Annotated in this window: 14 protein-coding genes; 12 read left to right on the top strand and 2 right to left on the bottom strand. The window is 63.0% G+C overall.

The features are described from left to right. The first annotated feature begins 34 nt into the window (after positions 1-34). From C4K38_RS31640 to C4K38_RS31620, 5 genes are all read left to right on the top strand, one after another. Positions 35-952: a LysR substrate-binding domain-containing protein gene (locus C4K38_RS31640; protein WP_053276707.1), complete on the top strand. Its 918-nt coding sequence runs from the start codon at positions 35-37 to the stop codon at positions 950-952. A gap of 309 nt (positions 953-1,261) precedes the next feature. Next, complete coding sequence (gene purE / locus C4K38_RS31635; RefSeq protein WP_009051611.1) at positions 1,262-1,753, top strand: 5-(carboxyamino)imidazole ribonucleotide mutase; 492 nt, start codon at positions 1,262-1,264, stop codon at positions 1,751-1,753. 11 nt (positions 1,754-1,764) lie between these two features. Further along, entirely contained in the window at positions 1,765-2,847 is a 1,083-nt protein-coding gene (locus C4K38_RS31630) for a 5-(carboxyamino)imidazole ribonucleotide synthase (RefSeq protein WP_025806976.1), read from the top strand. A 107-nt stretch (positions 2,848-2,954) separates the two neighbouring features. Beyond that, entirely contained in the window at positions 2,955-3,200 is a 246-nt protein-coding gene (locus C4K38_RS31625; protein ID WP_007995826.1) for a GlsB/YeaQ/YmgE family stress response membrane protein, read from the top strand. 86 nt (positions 3,201-3,286) lie between these two features. Continuing rightward, positions 3,287-3,823: a DUF3299 domain-containing protein gene (locus C4K38_RS31620; RefSeq protein ID WP_025806977.1), complete on the top strand. Its 537-nt coding sequence runs from the start codon at positions 3,287-3,289 to the stop codon at positions 3,821-3,823. Between the two features lie 146 nt (positions 3,824-3,969). Here the strand turns inward: C4K38_RS31620 and C4K38_RS31615 are convergent, their stop codons facing one another. After that, on the bottom strand, positions 3,970-4,869 hold the full coding sequence (locus C4K38_RS31615; protein WP_053276865.1) for a D-hexose-6-phosphate mutarotase: 900 nt from the start codon (positions 4,867-4,869) through the stop codon (positions 3,970-3,972). A gap of 72 nt (positions 4,870-4,941) precedes the next feature. After that, on the bottom strand, positions 4,942-5,346 hold the full coding sequence (locus tag C4K38_RS31610; RefSeq protein ID WP_003229628.1) for an acyl-CoA thioesterase: 405 nt from the start codon (positions 5,344-5,346) through the stop codon (positions 4,942-4,944). Between the two features lie 388 nt (positions 5,347-5,734). Here C4K38_RS31610 and C4K38_RS31605 point away from each other — a divergent pair, with 388 nt between their 5' ends. From C4K38_RS31605 to C4K38_RS31575, 7 genes are all read left to right on the top strand, one after another. Next, complete coding sequence (locus C4K38_RS31605) at positions 5,735-7,024, top strand: MFS transporter (protein WP_053276706.1); 1,290 nt, start codon at positions 5,735-5,737, stop codon at positions 7,022-7,024. A gap of 263 nt (positions 7,025-7,287) precedes the next feature. Beyond that, the gene (locus C4K38_RS31600) at positions 7,288-8,286 is read left to right on the top strand and encodes a phosphate ABC transporter substrate-binding protein PstS family protein (protein WP_053276705.1); all 999 of its coding nucleotides are present in this window, start codon (positions 7,288-7,290) and stop codon (positions 8,284-8,286) included. Positions 8,287-8,695: 409 nt separating this feature from the next. Further along, entirely contained in the window at positions 8,696-10,729 is a 2,034-nt protein-coding gene (locus tag C4K38_RS31595) for an ABC transporter permease subunit (protein WP_172833186.1), read from the top strand. Positions 10,730-10,744: 15 nt separating this feature from the next. Continuing rightward, the gene (gene pstA / locus C4K38_RS31590) at positions 10,745-12,415 is read left to right on the top strand and encodes a phosphate ABC transporter permease PstA (protein WP_053276703.1); all 1,671 of its coding nucleotides are present in this window, start codon (positions 10,745-10,747) and stop codon (positions 12,413-12,415) included. A 176-nt stretch (positions 12,416-12,591) separates the two neighbouring features. After that, positions 12,592-13,425, top strand: coding sequence for a phosphate ABC transporter ATP-binding protein PstB (pstB, locus tag C4K38_RS31585; protein ID WP_009051604.1), 834 nt, complete (start codon positions 12,592-12,594; stop codon positions 13,423-13,425). 72 nt (positions 13,426-13,497) lie between these two features. Continuing rightward, entirely contained in the window at positions 13,498-14,259 is a 762-nt protein-coding gene (phoU, locus tag C4K38_RS31580) for a phosphate signaling complex protein PhoU (protein ID WP_007928528.1), read from the top strand. 168 nt (positions 14,260-14,427) lie between these two features. Further along, positions 14,428-15,390 carry a response regulator gene (locus C4K38_RS31575; RefSeq protein ID WP_053276702.1) on the top strand — a complete coding sequence of 321 codons (963 nt, stop codon included), beginning with the start codon at positions 14,428-14,430 and terminating at the stop codon, positions 15,388-15,390. Positions 15,391-15,626: the final 236 nt, after the last annotated feature.

The raw sequence follows: 15,626 nt of genomic DNA, 5'->3' as shown, positions 1-15,626 counted from the left end.
TGACCTAAAATGGTGCGTTCCCCGGGAGGACGTGATGAATCTGGAAAGCAAATGGCTCGAGGACTTCAGTGCCCTGGCCGCCACCCGCAGCTTCTCGCAGGCCGCCGAACGGCGCTTCGTGACCCAGCCAGCCTTCAGCCGGCGGATCCGCAGCCTGGAAGCGGCGCTGGGGCTGACCCTGGTCAACCGCTCGCGCACGCCGATCGAACTGACGGCGGCGGGGCAGTTGTTCCTGGTGACGGCGCGCACGGTGGTCGAGCAACTGGGCGAAGTGCTGCGGCACTTGCATCACCTCGAAGGCGGGCAGGGCGAGGTGATGCAGGTCGCCGCGGCGCACTCCCTGGCCCTGGGTTTCTTCCCGCGCTGGATCGCCCAGCTGCGTAACGAAGGCTTGAACATCGCCACGCGGCTGGTGGCGACCAACGTCGGCGACGCGGTGCATGCCCTGCGCGAAGGCGGCTGCGACCTGATGCTGGCCTTCTACGACCCGGATTCGGCGATGCAGATGGACCCGGAAATCTTCCCTTCGCTGCACCTGGGGCACACCGAGATGCTGCCGGTGTGCGCGGCGGACGCCGCCGGCAAGCCGCTGTTCGACCTGGAAGGCGAGGCCAGCGTGCCGCTGCTGGCGTACAGCGCCGGGGCGTTTCTCGGGCGTTCGGTGAACCAGCTGCTGCGCCAACGCAACCTGCGGTTCACCACGGTGTATGAAACCGCCATGGCCGACAGCCTCAAGAGCATGGCCCTGGAAGGCCTGGGGATTGCCTGGGTGCCGCACCTGAGCGTGCGCGCCGAACTGGCCCGGGGCGAACTGGTGGTCTGCGGCGGCGCGCAATGGCATGTGCCGCTGGAGATCCGCCTGTACCGCTGCGCCCTGGTGCGCAAGGCCAACGTCCGGCTGTTGTGGCGCAAGCTGGAAGGTGGCGCAGCGCAGGGCACGACAGGTGCGTAAGGCTCTTCGCGGGCAGGCCTCGCTCCTGTGGAATCTTCTGTAGGAGCGAGGCTTGCCCGCGATGGCGTCAACCCGGGTGAAAACCACGCCCGGCGGCTGACCCCAAAGTCAATAAAACCGCCGCTTTGCGCCTGAAACATGGTGTATGACAGATGGTCGGCAAAAGTGCGTTTAACTCACCTTTTTCGGTATACTGCGCGGCCTTCGGCCGGTTTGCCCGGCCATAATTCGTACAATCAAGCCACGCACTCTGCGTGGCTTGTTGTTTTTTGACGCGCCCGCGGGCGCCCAGAGAGAAGAGGCACGACGATGAGTGCACTGGTTGGCGTGATCATGGGCTCCAAGTCCGATTGGTCCACCCTTAGCCACACCGCCGATATGCTGGAAAAGCTCGGCATCCCTTACGAGGTGAAAGTGGTCTCTGCCCACCGCACCCCGGACCTGCTGTTCCAGTACGCCGAAGAGGCCGAATCGCGTGGCATCGAGGTGATCATCGCCGGTGCCGGTGGCGCGGCCCACCTGCCAGGCATGTGTGCGGCCAAGACCCACCTGCCGGTGCTGGGCGTTCCGGTGCAGTCGTCGATGCTTTCGGGCGTGGACTCGCTGCTCTCCATCGTGCAGATGCCCGCGGGCATTCCAGTCGCCACCCTGGCCATCGGCAAGGCCGGCGCGATCAACGCCGCGCTGCTGTCGGCGAGCATCCTCGGCGCCAAGCATCCGCAATTCCATACCGTGCTGAAAAAATTCCGCGCTGAGCAGACAGACAGCGTCCTGGACAACCCAGACCCACGCGTCGCCTGAGGTTTTTGACGATGAAGATCGGTGTAATCGGTGGCGGCCAGCTGGGTCGCATGTTGGCTCTGGCGGGCACTCCGCTGGGGATGAACTTCGCTTTCCTCGACCCGGCGCCAGATGCCTGTGCCGCTGCCCTGGGCGAACACCTGCGAGCCGATTACGGCGATCAGGATCACCTGCGCCAGCTGGCTGACGAAGTGGATCTGGTGACCTTCGAGTTCGAAAGCGTGCCGGCGGAAACCGTGGCTTTCCTGTCGCAGTTCGTTCCGGTCTACCCGAGCGCCGAAGCCCTGCGCATCGCCCGCGATCGCTGGTTCGAGAAGAGCATGTTCAAGGACCTGGGGATTCCGACCCCGGCGTTCGCCGACATCCAGTCGCAAGCCGACCTGGAGGCCGCCGTGGCCAGCATCGGCCTGCCGGCCGTGCTGAAAACCCGCACCCTGGGTTACGACGGCAAGGGCCAGAAGGTTCTGCGCAGCCCTGAAGACGTGGTCGGCACCTTCGCCGAGCTGGGCAGCGTGGCCTGCCTGCTGGAGGGCTTCGTGCCGTTCACCGGCGAAGTCTCGCTGATCGCCGTGCGCGCCCGCGATGGCGAAACCCGCTTCTACCCGCTGGTGCACAACACCCACCACAGCGGCATCCTCAAGCTGTCCGTGGCCAGCAGCGATCACCCGCTGCAGGCTCTGGCCGAAGACTATTCCAGCCGGGTGCTCAAGCAGCTGGACTACGTCGGCGTGATGGCGTTCGAGTTCTTTGAAGTCGATGGTGGCCTCAAGGCCAACGAGATCGCGCCACGGGTGCACAACTCCGGGCACTGGACCACCGAAGGCGCCGAGTGCAGCCAGTTCGAAAACCACCTGCGGGCCGTCGCCGGCCTGCCGCTGGGTTCGACCGCCAAGGTCGGCGAGAGCGCGATGATCAACTTCATCGGCGAAGTGCCGGCGGTGGAGAAAGTCATCGCCATCGACGATTGCCACCTGCATCACTACGGCAAGGCCTTCAAGGTCGGGCGCAAGGTCGGTCACGCCAACCTGCGCTGCAAGGACAAGGCGACCCTCGAGGCGCAGATCCTCAAGGTAGAAGCGCTGATCGCCGAATAACTTCCTGGGGCTGCGGTGGAACCAATCGGGGCCGCCGTTCTCTGATGGCAGGATGCCAAGGCGCTGACTAGGCTTTGGCATACCTAACTCATACAGAGGGAAATGCCATGGGAATTATCGGAACCATCTTTATCGGCTTGATCGTTGGCCTGCTGGCCCGCTTCCTGAAACCGGGCGATGACAGCATGGGCTGGATCATGACCATCCTGCTCGGTATCGGCGGTTCGCTGGCGGCCACCTACGGCGGCCAGGCCCTGGGCATCTACCAGGCGGGCCAGGGCGCGGGCTTCATCGGTGCGCTGGTTGGCGCGATCGTGCTGCTGGTGATTTACGGCCTGGTCAAAAAGAACTGATTTAGCGACAAAGCCCTCTCTGCTGCGCAGGTAGAGAGGGCTAGAATGCCCGGCGTTGTCTTGTCCCTTTCTTGCCGAGCTCCTCCATGCGCCGTCTTCTGTTGACTCTTGTTCTGCTGGGCTCAGGCCTGGCCCATGCCGGTGAACTGCCGGAAACCGACTGGCTCGAACTGATGCCCAAGTCGGACCAGAAAGCCCTCGAGCAAATGCCGGAAATCGATCACAACTCCCCCGAAGCCAATGGCACCTTTACCGAAAAGGGTGGCCTGAAGCAGAGCAAGGGGTTGCCGGCGGTGATGTATTCGACCAAGACCGTGCCGGCCATGAACGGCAAGGACATCCGTATCGGTGGTTATCCGGTGCCGCTGGAGTCCGATGCCAAGGGGCGCAGCACGCTGTTTTTCCTCGTGCCTTACCCGGGCGCCTGCATCCACGTGCCGCCACCGCCGCCCAATCAGCTGGTGCTGGTACGCTTCCCCAAGGGCGTGAAGCTGGACGATATCTACACGCCGCTATGGGTGACCGGCCACCTGAAGGTCGAGACGGTCAGCAACGACCTGGCCGACGCGGCCTATGCGCTGGATGCGCAGAAAGTGCGGGTGGTGCAGGAGTCGGATCTGTAAGGCGGGATGCTTGCTTCTGTAGGAGCGAAGCTTGCTTGCGGTGGACGTCAACGATTACGCGGTTTCACTAAATCAGTGCGGTGTGTTGGCCATTCATCGCGAGCAATCGAGCCTCGACCCGATGCTCGCGCAGAAAGAACCCGGTGTTACAGCGCTACGCTGGTAACGCTCACACCCAGGGTATGGCTGGCGCCCGGCGCCAGGGTCACCACGTCATCCATCACGTTGGCGGTCTCGATGCACAACATGCGTTGCCAGCCATCGTTGGCCATGTCGCTGAACTGCTCGGCGCGGGCGATCCAGGGGTTCCAGATCACCGCCGAGCGCGAGCCGTTGCTGGTCAGCTGGATGCGTCGCTCCCAGGCCGGGTCGACGATGCTCAGTTGTGGTGGTGGGTCGAGGTAGATACGGTCGGTCTCGCCGCTGAAATGCAGGTCGCCGGACTGCTGCCGGGTCTTCCAGTCATCCAGGGTCTCGATGTAATTCAGGCCATCCAGCCCTTCGACATGCACCTTGCGCACATCGCTGACCGCGAAGTAGCTGTGCAGCGCCTGGCTGATGCTGACGCTGTGGTCACCCAAGTTGTGGCTGGTGAGGTTGATGTGCAGCTGGTCGTCGAGGCGGATGCTCAGCTTCAGCTCGACCTGGTGCGGCCAGCCTGGCAGCCCGCCTTCGGGGATCGGCAGTTGCAGTTCCACCAGCAGGCTTTCGCCTTCGGCCTCGATACCCAGCAGTTCCCAGTCGGTGGCGCGGACCAGGCCGTGGGCCCCGGCCGGCTCGCTGCTTTGGCGCATGGCCTGGACGCTTTGCGGGTTGCGCGCGAAATTGCCGAACCACGGCCAGCACACCGGAACGCCGGCGCGAATGCTTTTGCCGGTCTTGAACACCGCCTCGTCGTTGAGCCAGATCAGCGGCGGTTGCCCGGCCAATTGATAGCTGAGGATGTGCGCGCCTTGCTGGGCCACCAGCAGTTCGGCCTGACCGTGGCGGATGCGCCAGCAGTTCAGTTCATCCAGTTTCACCGTTTCAACGTGAGGGGTAGGCATGGTGCGGTTCTCGTTCAAAAGCAGGGCTGCTATGGACCACGTAACGGCCGCCGGGTTTAACCCTCGCCGGATTTAACGGGCTCTGGGCGGAACCGAGCGGGTGCGGCCGCTGCCGTCGATGGCAACGAACACGAACACTGCCTCGGTGACCTTGCGCCATTCGCTGGACAGCGGATCGTCGCTCCAGACCTCGACCATCATCTGGATCGAGCTGCGACCGATTTCCAGGGTCTGGGTATAAAAGGAAAGCTGCGCGCCGACCGCTACCGGCACCAGGAACGCCATGCGGTCGATGGCGACGGTGGCGACACGTCCGCCGGCCACGCGACTGGCCATGGCGGTACCCGCCAGGTCCATCTGGGCCACCAGCCAGCCGCCGAAAATATCGCCAAAGCCGTTGGTTTCGCGGGGAAGCGCGGTGATTTGCAGGGCCAGGTCGCCTTGCGGGATCGGATCTTCTTGTTCGAGCTCTATCATGCCGGGGGTGCCTCTGACCCGTGACTCTTCATTGGTACTTCAGGTGAATAGCCGTCTTGAGGAAAAACGATTCAGCCCGAACATACTACGTTCGTCACGTTCTTCGTAAGGCGTACTAAAGGGAAACTCTGCGAAACCGGCTGGCCCAGTCGGCGCCTGGGGCGCCCAGCGGCGTTTTCGCACAGCAACCCTTGCCGGGGCGGCTTTGCTCCAATGCCTGCGAGTATATCGATCGACAGGCTCCACGACGACCATCCGGTTCTGATTTTGACCGTCAATTGTGCGCATCTATGTGCTTTTTCGAACAATTTGCTATCGTGCCGAACCTGCCAGGCCACAACCAGCGCTGTTGCGGCTTCCAGAACCGACTATAAGAGAAGCCCTTGCCATGACCACTGTGCCTTCGAGCATCGCGCAGCCCGCTCGTCCGTTGACCCGCAACGACTACAAGACCCTGTCGCTGTCCGCCCTGGGTGGCGCGCTGGAGTTCTACGACTTCATCATTTTCGTGTTCTTCGCCACGGTGGTCGGCAAGCTGTTCTTCCCGGCGGACATGCCCGAGTGGCTGCGCCTGATGCAGACCTTCGGCATCTTCGCCGCCGGTTATCTGGCCCGGCCTCTGGGCGGGATCGTCATGGCGCACTTCGGTGATCTGCTCGGGCGCAAGAAGATGTTCACCCTGAGCATTTTCATGATGGCGGTGCCGACCCTGATCATGGGCCTGCTGCCGACCTACGCGCAGATCGGCATGTGGGCGCCGATCCTGTTGCTGCTGATGCGGGTGATCCAGGGCGCGGCCATCGGCGGTGAAGTGCCGGGCGCCTGGGTGTTCGTTTCCGAGCATGTACCGCAGCGGCATATCGGCTACGCCTGCGGCACCCTGACCTCGGGCCTGACCGCGGGCATCCTCCTGGGCTCGCTGGTGGCCACCGCGATCAACAGCATCTATACCCCGGGCGAAGTCGCCGATTACGCCTGGCGGATTCCGTTCCTGCTGGGCGGCGTGTTCGGCCTGTTCTCGGTGTACCTGCGCCGCTGGCTGCACGAAACCCCGGTGTTCGCCGAGCTGCAATTGCGCAAGGCGTTGGCCGAGGAAGTGCCGCTGCGCGCGGTGCTGCGCGACCACCGCAGCGCGATCATTCTCTCGATGCTGCTGACCTGGCTGCTGTCCGCCGGGATCATCGTGGTGATCCTGATGACTCCGACCGTGCTGCAGACGGTCTATCACTTCACCCCGACCACCGCGTTGCAGGCCAACAGCCTGGCGATCGTGTTCCTCAGCCTGGGGTGCGTGGCGTCCGGCGCGCTGGCCGACCGTTTTGGCGCCGGCCGGGTGTTCGTGTTCGGCAGCGCGCTGCTGCTGGCGACTTCCTGGACCTTCTACCACAGCCTGCTGGATCACCCGGACTGGCTGTTCCCGCTGTACGCGCTGACCGGCCTGCTGGTGGGCACCATCGGCGCGGTGCCTTATGTGATGGTCAAGGCCTTCCCGGCGGTGGTGCGCTTTAGCGGCCTGTCGTTTTCCTACAACCTGGCCTACGCGATCTTCGGTGGCCTGACGCCGATGGTGGTGACCGCGCTGCTCAAGGAGAGCCCGATGGGCCCGGCCTATTATGTTGCAATTATTTGCAGCATCGGGATCCTGGTCGGCCTGTACCTGTGGAAAAAGGGCCGCTGATCCCGGCCCATCTGTCGCCGCTGCCGCAGGCTGCGATAGGGCCGCAGGCCCTTATGCGCGCTGAAGATCGCCGCGACCCTTCGGGTCGATCGCGGCCTTCGGCAGCGGCTGCAAAACGCCAATCGCACCCTTATAAAGAAAGGCCAGCCTTCCATCGCGAATGCTGGCCTTTCATCTAATTGTCATATTTCAGCCATAGAGTGTTCACACGGCCTACAGATACTTGGCCCGACTTAACACACCCTATCTGCTAGGAGTAAGGCATGAAACTGAAGCGTTTGATGGCGGCAATGACTTTTGTCGCTGCTGGCGTTGCGACTGCCCACGCGGTTGCCGCTGTTGACCCTGCTATCCCGAGCTACACCAAGACCACTGGTGTGTCGGGCAACCTGTCCAGCGTCGGCTCCGATACCCTGGCCAACCTCATGACCCTGTGGGCCGAGCACTACAAGAAAGAATACCCGAACGTAAACATCCAGATTCAGGCCGCTGGCTCCGCCACCGCGCCACCTGCGCTGACCGAAGGCACCTCCAACCTGGGCCCGATGAGCCGCAAGATGAAGGACACCGAACTGGCTGCCTTCGAGCAGAAGTACGGCTACAAGCCAACCGCCATCCCGGTTGCCGTGGACGCCCTGGCCGTGTTCGTGCACAAGGACAACCCGATCCAGCACCTGACCATGGAACAGGTTGACGCGATCTTCTCGTCGACCCGCCTGTGCGGCGCCAAGGAAGACGTCAAGACCTGGGGCGACCTGGGCGTGAAAGGCGACCTGGCCAACAAGCCAGTCCAGCTGTTCGGTCGTAACTCGGTATCCGGCACCTACGGCTACTTCAAGGAAGAAGCCCTGTGCAAAGGCGACTACAAGCCTAACGTCAACGAACAGCCAGGTTCGGCTTCGGTGGTTCAGTCCATCAGCTCCTCGCTGAACGGCATCGGCTACTCGGGCATTGGCTACAAGACCGCTAGCGTGAAGACCGTGGCCCTGGCCAAGAAAGGCAGCAGCGACTTCATCGAAGACACCGAAGAAAACGCCCTGAACGGCAAGTACCCGCTGTCCCGCTTCCTGTACGTGTACATCAACAAGGCCCCGAACAAGCCTCTGGCCCCGCTGGAAGCCGAGTTCGTGAAACTGGTTCTGTCGAAACAGGGCCAGGAAGTAGTGGTGAAAGACGGTTACATCCCACTGCCAGCCAAAGTCGCCGCCAAGGCACTGGCTGACCTGGGCCTGCAGGAAGGCGCTGCAGTCGTAAAGAAGTAACACCCTAGGTCCGGGCCTGTCCCGGACCTTGTAGGAGCGAGCGGGCTCGCTCCTACACCCCCCAATTTTCGATCCGCTGCCAGCTCTGCTATGCGGCGGATTTGTTGCGTCACTGCATTGTCATCTTTCTGTCATACAGGATCGCTAGGGTGTGCGCATGAATGATCTGGCCAACTCCACCATGACTCCGACTTCCCCCCCCAAGCGCATTGACTTCAATACGCCTGAGCTGCAACGCAAGCGCCGCATCCGCGCGCTGAAAGATCGCCTGACCCGTTGGTACGTCCTCGTCGGCGGTCTGGCCGTGCTGGCCGCGATCACCTTGATCTTCTTCTTCCTCGCCTACGTAGTGTTGCCCCTGTTCCAGGGCGCCGACCTGACCTCCAAGGACCCGCTGACCCCAGCCTGGATGCAGGACGCCGGCAAGCCGCTGATGTTCTCCCTGGAAGAGCAGAACCAGGTCGGCATGCGGGTTTCCGACAAGGGCCAGGCGCTGTTCTTCGACATCGATAACGGTGCCGAGCTGCGCCGCGTCGACCTGCCGATTCCGGCCGGCGCTACGGTGACCGCCATCGGTAAGGATCAGCCGGGCAGCCCGCTGGTGGTGGTTGGCTTGTCCAACGGCCAGGCGCTGGTGTTCCGTCATACTTATAAGGTCAGCTACCCGGACGGCAAGAAAACCATCTCGCCGGCCATCGAATACCCCTACGGCGAAACCCCGATCGTGCTGAACGAGCAGGGCGGTGCCCTGGAGCACGTCAACCTCAACGCCAGCGATTCGGCGCTGGTGGTGGCCGGTTCCAGCGGCGCGCAATTGCATGTACTGCAACTGACCCGCGAAGAAAACATGATGACCGGCGAGGTCACCAGCGAGCAGAACCGCATCGAGCTGCCGCAGATGACCGAACCGGTCAAAGCCATGTACATCGACCCGCGCCAGCAGTGGTTGTACGTGATCAACGGGCGTGCCCAGGCCGACGTGTTCAGCCTGCGCGACAAGAGCCTCAACGGTCGCTACAAGCTGCTGGAGGATGCCAATGCCGAAGTGACCGCCAGCACCCAGTTGGTGGGCGGTATCTCGCTGATCATCGGTACCTCCAAGGGCGGACTGGCCCAGTGGTTCATGGCCCGCGACCCGGACGGCGAACTGCGCCTGAAGCAGATCCGGACCTTCCAGATGGGCACCACGCCGATCATCGAAATCACCGCCGAAGAGCGCCGCAAAGGCTTCGTCGCGCTGGACGCCTCGGGCAAGCTCGGCGTGTTCCACAGCACCGCGCACCGCACCCTGCTGGTGGACCAGGTGGTCGAGGGCGAAGGCCTGTTCGGCCTGTCGCCACGGGCCAACCGGGTGATCGTCGAAGCCGGCGGCAAGCTGCAACCGCTGGTGCTCGACAACCCGCACCCGGAAGTGTCCTGGAGCGCGCTGTGGAGCAAGGTCTGGTACGAGAACTACGACGAGCCTAAATACGTCTGGCAATCGACCGCGGCCAACACCGACTTCGAACCCAAGCTGAGCCTCTCGCCACTGACCTTCGGTACTTTGAAGGCGGCGTTCTACGCGATGTTGCTGGCGGCACCGCTGGCGGTTGCCGCGGCGATCTACACCGCTTACTTCATGGCTCCGGGCATGCGCCGCAAGGTCAAGCCGGTGATCGAACTGATGGAAGCGATGCCGACGGTGATCCTCGGCTTCTTCGCCGGCCTGTTCCTGGCGCCTTATGTCGAAGGCCATCTGCCGGGCATCTTCAGCCTGCTGATGCTGCTGCCGATCGGCATCCTGGTGGCCGGTTTCGTCTTCAGCCGCTTGCCTGAATCGGTGCGCCTCAAGGTGCCGGACGGCTGGGAAAGCGCGATCCTGATCCCGGTGATCATCCTGGTGGGCTGGTTCTCGCTGTACATGAGCCCATTCATGGAGAACTGGTTCTTCGGCGGCGACATGCGCATGTGGATCTCCCATGACCTGGGCATCACCTATGACCAACGCAACGCCCTGGTGGTTGGCCTGGCCATGGGTTTCGCGGTGATCCCGAACATCTACTCGATCGCCGAAGACGCCGTGTTCAGCGTGCCGCGCGGCCTTACCCTGGGCTCCCTGGCCCTGGGCGCGACCCCATGGCAGACCATGACCCGCGTGGTGATCCTCACCGCCAGCCCGGGCATCTTCTCGGCGCTGATGATCGGCATGGGCCGCGCGGTCGGCGAAACCATGATCGTGCTGATGGCCACCGGTAACACCCCGGTCATGGAAATGAACCTGTTCGAAGGCCTGCGCACCCTGGCGGCCAACGTCGCGGTGGAAATGCCGGAGTCGGAAGTCGGCGGCAGCCACTACCGCGTGCTGTTCCTCTCGGCGCTGGTGCTGCTGCTGTTCACCTTCGTCATGAACACCCTCGCCGAGCTGATCCGTCAGCGTCTGCGCAAGAAATACTCGTCGCTTTAAGAAAGGTAGAAGTCTGTGAAACAGAACTCCCTGAATGGATGGTTCAAGAGCGGCGCCCCAGGCGTCTGGATCAGCGGTGGCGCGGTGTCCATTGCGGTCATCATGACCATTGGCCTGCTGGCGGTGATTGCCGTGCGCGGTCTGGGCCACTTCTGGCCGGCGGACCTGGTGCATGCCCACTACGACGTGCCGGGCCAGGCCAACCACCTGGTCGTCGGCGAAGTGGTACAGAAAGAAGAAGTGCCGCGGGCGCGCCTGAAGAGCGCCGGCCTGCCGGTGCCGGATGAAGGCCCCGAGTTCATGACCCGCGAGCTGATCAAGGTCGGCAACCGGGACCTGAACGGCAACGACTTCACCTGGATTGTCGGCGACTGGCTGACCAACCAGACCACGCCGCCGGAGCTGATGGCCATCGAGCGCCGCGAGTGGGGCAACTTCTACGGCTACCTGGTCAACGTCAAGCAGGATGGCAAGGTCATCGCCGAAGGCGAAGCGGCCTGGCCGGAACTGCAGGCGCGGATTGAGCGGGTGAGCAAGCTGGCCGCCCAGCTCAAGACCCTGGAGAAATCCGATATCGGCGCGATCAACGCCGGCCTCGAGCGTATCCGTCTGCACGGTCGCAAGCTGGAACTGGACGGCAAGCTCGATGCCGCCGCCCAGGCCGACATGGAAAGCGAGCGCGCCGAGCTGAACGCCCGTTACCAGGAGGTCGAAGCCCGCTTGAGCGACCTGCACGCGCAGTTCAACCGCGACAGCCTGACTGCCCGCGACGCCAACGGCAAGGAAGTGGAAATCGGCCTGGGCAAGGTGGTGCATGCCTACCAGCCGAACGCCATGGGTACCTTCACCAAGCTGGGCTTCTACTTCAGCAAGGTCTGGGAGTTCCTCAGCGACGACCCGCGTGAAGCCAACACTGAAGGCGGCATCTTCCCGGCGATCTTCGGTACCGTGATGATGACCCTGATCATGGCGATGATCGTGACCCCGTTCGGCGTGCTGGCGGCGGTGTACCTGCGTGAATACGCCAAGCAGAACACCCTGACCCGGGTGATCCGCATCGCGGTGAACAACCTGGCGGGGGTTCCGGCCATCGTCTACGGCGTGTTCGGCCTGGGCTTCTTCGTCTATGTGCTGGGTGGCTCCCTCGACCGGCTGTTCTTCCCCGAAGCGCTGCCGGCACCGACCTTCGGTACTCCGGGCCTGCTCTGGGCCTCCCTGACCCTGGCGCTGCTGGCGGTGCCGGTGGTGATCGTGGCCACCGAGGAAGGCCTGGCGCGGATTCCCCGCACCGTGCGTGAAGGTTCCCTGGCCCTGGGCGCGACCAAGGCGGAAACCCTGTGGAAGATCGTGCTGCCGATGGCCAGCCCGGCGATGATGACCGGCATGATCCTCGCGGTGGCCCGCGCCGCCGGTGAAGTGGCGCCGCTGATGCTGGTGGGTGTGGTGAAGCTGGCGCCGTCGCTGCCGGTGGACGGCAACTACCCGTACCTGCACCTGGACCAGAAGATCATGCACCTGGGCTTCCACATCTACGACGTCGGCTTCCAGAGCCCCAACGTCGAGGCCGCGCGGCCGCTGGTGTACGCCACGGCGCTGCTGCTGGTGCTGGTGATCGCGACGCTCAACCTGTCGGCAGTGTGGATTCGTAACCACCTGCGCGAGAAATACAAGGCTTTGGATAGTTAACACCGCCCCTGTAGGAGCGAAGCTTGCTCGCGAAAGCTGTCTGTCAGTCGCATCATTGTCAAATGTGCCGACGCCTTCGCGGGCAAGCCTCTCTCCTGCAAAACGGCAACACCTCTGGCCCATTCTGTGAGGCCAGCGGCTCACTGAAACGAATTTGTTAGCGTAGGGAGTTACCCATGCAGCAAGAAGCACATACCCACGGCATCAACATGTCGGCCCTGGGCCGCGACAAGCAGAGCCTGAGCCTGGAGCAGGAAACCGTGGCCATCGAAGTCCCGGGCCTGAGCCTGTTCTACGGTGAGAAGCAGGCGCTGTTCGACGTCAGCATGAACATTCCGAAGCAGCGCGTGACCGCCTTCATCGGCCCGTCCGGCTGCGGCAAGTCGACCCTGCTGCGGACCTTCAACCGGATGAACGACCTGGTGGACGGCTGCCGCGTGGAAGGCGAGATCAACCTCTACGGCAACAACATCTACCGCAAGGGCGAAGACGTGGCCGAGCTGCGCCGCCGTGTGGGCATGGTGTTCCAGAAGCCCAACCCGTTCCCGAAGACCATCTACGAGAACGTGGTCTACGGCCTGCGCATCCAGGGCATCAACAAGAAGCGCATCCTCGACGAAGCCGTCGAGTGGGCCCTCAAGGGCGCGGCGCTGTGGGACGAGGTCAAGGACCGCCTGCACGACTCGGCGCTCGGCCTGTCCGGTGGTCAGCAGCAGCGTCTGGTGATCGCCCGTACCATCGCCGTGGAACCGGAAGTGCTGCTGCTCGACGAACCCTGCTCGGCACTCGACCCGATTTCCACCCTGAAGGTCGAAGAACTGATCTACGAACTGAAATCGAAGTTCACCATCGTGATCGTGACCCACAACATGCAACAGGCCGCGCGCGTCTCCGACTACACGGCGTTCATGTACATGGGCAAACTGGTGGAATTCGGCGACACCGACACCCTGTTCACCAATCCGGCGAAGAAGCAGACCGAAGACTACATCACCGGTCGTTACGGCTAGGAAGCTGTTGTTGCTCACTGAACTGACGCTGCGGTCCACCGCACCTTACCGGACGCTCCAAGGACGCCAACCATGATTAGTAAAGAAGGCCTCACGCATCACATCTCCCAGCAGTTCAACGCCGAACTCGAGGAGGTGCGCAGCCACCTCCTGGCGATGGGCGGGCTGGTCGAGAAACAAGTCAACGACGCCGTCACCGCGCTGATCGAAGCCGACTCGGGGCTTGCCCAGCAGGTGCGCGAGATCGACGACCAGATCAACCAGATGGAACGCAACATCGACGAAGAATGCCTGCGCATTCTCGCCCGTCGCCAGCCGGCGGCTTCCGACCTGCGCCTGATCATCAGCATCTCCAAGTCGGTGATCGACCTGGAGCGCATCGGCGACGAATCGACCAAGATCGCCCGTCGCGCCATCCAGCTGTGCGAAGAAGGCGAAGCCCCGCGCGGCTACGTGGAAGTGCGACACATCGGCGACCAGGTGCGCAACATGGTGCGCGATGCACTGGACGCTTTTGCCCGCTTCGACGCCGACCTGGCGCTGTCGGTGGCCCAGTACGACAAGATCATCGACCGCGAGTACAAGACCGCTTTGCGTGAGCTGGCCACCTACATGATGGAAGATCCGCGCTCGATCTCGCGCGTTCTGAGCATCATCTGGGTGCTGCGCTCCCTGGAGCGGATCGGCGACCACGCGCGCAACATTTCGGAGCTGGTGATTTACCTGGTGCGCGGTACCGATGTGCGCCACCTGGGGCTCAAGCGGATGAAGGAAGAAGTTGAAGGCACAAGCGCCGAAAGCGCTAATGTTCCGGGTGAAGCTGACGATAAGTAAGGTTGCCCGAGAGAAGCGCCCGGCCCTTTTGGCCGGGCGTTTTCGTTTATGGGGATTGAACTTGAAAAGCAGCGCCCGCGAACGAAAAGTCCTGGCGTGACTGAAGAGTTTTGGCAAAGTGCCATCAGTAAAGCGTTATGCTAGCCGGGATTTTTAAAGGGGTGGTCGATGAGTAAGGTAAGTGTGTTGGTGGTGGATGACGCTTCGTTCATTCGTGACCTGGTGAAGAAGTGTCTGCGCAACTACTTCCCTGGCATCAAGATCGAGGACGCCATCAACGGCCGTAAAGCCCAGGCCCTGCTGGCCCGTGAAGCCTTCGACCTGGTCCTGTGCGACTGGGAAATGCCGGAAATGTCCGGCCTGGAGCTGCTGACCTGGTGCCGCAGCCAGGAGGCGATGAAGGCCATGCCGTTCATCATGGTTACCAGTCGTGGCGACAAGGAGAACGTGGTGCAGGCGATCCAGGCCGGCGTCTCCGGCTACGTCAGCAAGCCGTTCACCAACGAGCAGCTGCTGACCAAGGTCAAGCAGGCGCTGAACAAGGTCGGCAAGCTCGACACCCTGATGAACAGCGCGCCGACCAAGATGAACTCGGCGTTCGGCAATGATTCCCTGAGCGCCCTGACCGGCGGCAAGGCCGAAGTCATTGGCGCCGCTCCGGCGGCTGCGGCGGTCAATCCGTTTGCCAAGCCTGCCGTGGTGTCCGCTCCGGCTCCCGCTGCGGCCCCGTCCCGTGGCCTGCTCAACAGTCCTCCAGTCAAGGCTCCGGCTCCTGCCGCCGCTGCGCCTGCCAGTGGTCGCGGCCAGGGGCAGTTGCGCCTGCCCAGCGGTACCCAGCAGTGTGTGATCAAGGCGCTGAGCATCAAGGAGGCGCTATTGGTGGTGAAGCGCACCGATACACTGCCACAGGTGCTCGACAGCGCCGTGCTGGACCTGGAGCAGGGTGACAATGCCGAAGTGGCGCGCCTGAACGGCTACCTGCATGCGGTGGTGGCCTATGAGCCGAAGCCGGACAGCGAGTGGCTGCAGCTGACTTTCCGCTTCGTCGACCAGGATGCGCAGAAGCTCGACTACATCTCCCGCCTGATCGCCCGCGGCACGGCGCAGAAACACTTCGTCCCCGGCGCCTGAGCCCCTCTCAGCCCCGTTCCTGACCACTATCTCGCGGGCAACCACGCTTCTGTAGGAGCGAGGCTTGCCCGCGATGACGTCCGTTCTGACGCTATATTTTCCAGACCGCTGGCCCCGACCCCGTAGCCGCTGCCGCAGGCCGCGATAAAGCCGAAGGCCTTCAGCGATCTCAAACCTTGCGCCCGCTTCGTCGGAGTGCCGCTCAAGTCGATCGCAGCCTGCGGTGGCTACAACAT

Origin of the sequence: Pseudomonas chlororaphis subsp. piscium (assembly GCF_003850345.1) — a bacterium.
Lineage (GTDB): Bacteria > Pseudomonadota > Gammaproteobacteria > Pseudomonadales > Pseudomonadaceae > Aquipseudomonas > Aquipseudomonas piscium.
Note: the sequence above shows the minus strand (reverse complement) of the source record. Positions and strands in the feature narration are given on the sequence as shown.

Bases quoted from the DNA above. Each gene is read 5' to 3' on its own strand.
- C4K38_RS31630 (WP_025806976.1), top strand. From the start codon at position 1,765: ATGAAGATCGGTGTAATCGGTGGCGGCCAGCTGGGTCGCATGTTGGCT.
- C4K38_RS31600 (WP_053276705.1), top strand. From the start codon at position 7,288: ATGAAACTGAAGCGTTTGATGGCGGCAATGACTTTTGTCGCTGCTGGC.
- C4K38_RS31610 (WP_003229628.1), bottom strand. From the start codon at position 5,346: ATGATAGAGCTCGAACAAGAAGATCCGATCCCGCAAGGCGACCTGGCC.
- C4K38_RS31595 (WP_172833186.1), top strand. From the start codon at position 8,696: ATGCAGGACGCCGGCAAGCCGCTGATGTTCTCCCTGGAAGAGCAGAAC.
- C4K38_RS31605 (WP_053276706.1), top strand. From the start codon at position 5,735: ATGACCACTGTGCCTTCGAGCATCGCGCAGCCCGCTCGTCCGTTGACC.
- C4K38_RS31615 (WP_053276865.1), bottom strand. From the start codon at position 4,869: ATGCCTACCCCTCACGTTGAAACGGTGAAACTGGATGAACTGAACTGC.
- pstB (WP_009051604.1), top strand. From the start codon at position 12,592: ATGCAGCAAGAAGCACATACCCACGGCATCAACATGTCGGCCCTGGGC.
- purE (WP_009051611.1), top strand. From the start codon at position 1,262: ATGAGTGCACTGGTTGGCGTGATCATGGGCTCCAAGTCCGATTGGTCC.
- C4K38_RS31575 (WP_053276702.1), top strand. From the start codon at position 14,428: ATGAGTAAGGTAAGTGTGTTGGTGGTGGATGACGCTTCGTTCATTCGT.
- C4K38_RS31620 (WP_025806977.1), top strand. From the start codon at position 3,287: ATGCGCCGTCTTCTGTTGACTCTTGTTCTGCTGGGCTCAGGCCTGGCC.
- C4K38_RS31625 (WP_007995826.1), top strand. From the start codon at position 2,955: ATGGGAATTATCGGAACCATCTTTATCGGCTTGATCGTTGGCCTGCTG.
- phoU (WP_007928528.1), top strand. From the start codon at position 13,498: ATGATTAGTAAAGAAGGCCTCACGCATCACATCTCCCAGCAGTTCAAC.
- C4K38_RS31640 (WP_053276707.1), top strand. From the start codon at position 35: ATGAATCTGGAAAGCAAATGGCTCGAGGACTTCAGTGCCCTGGCCGCC.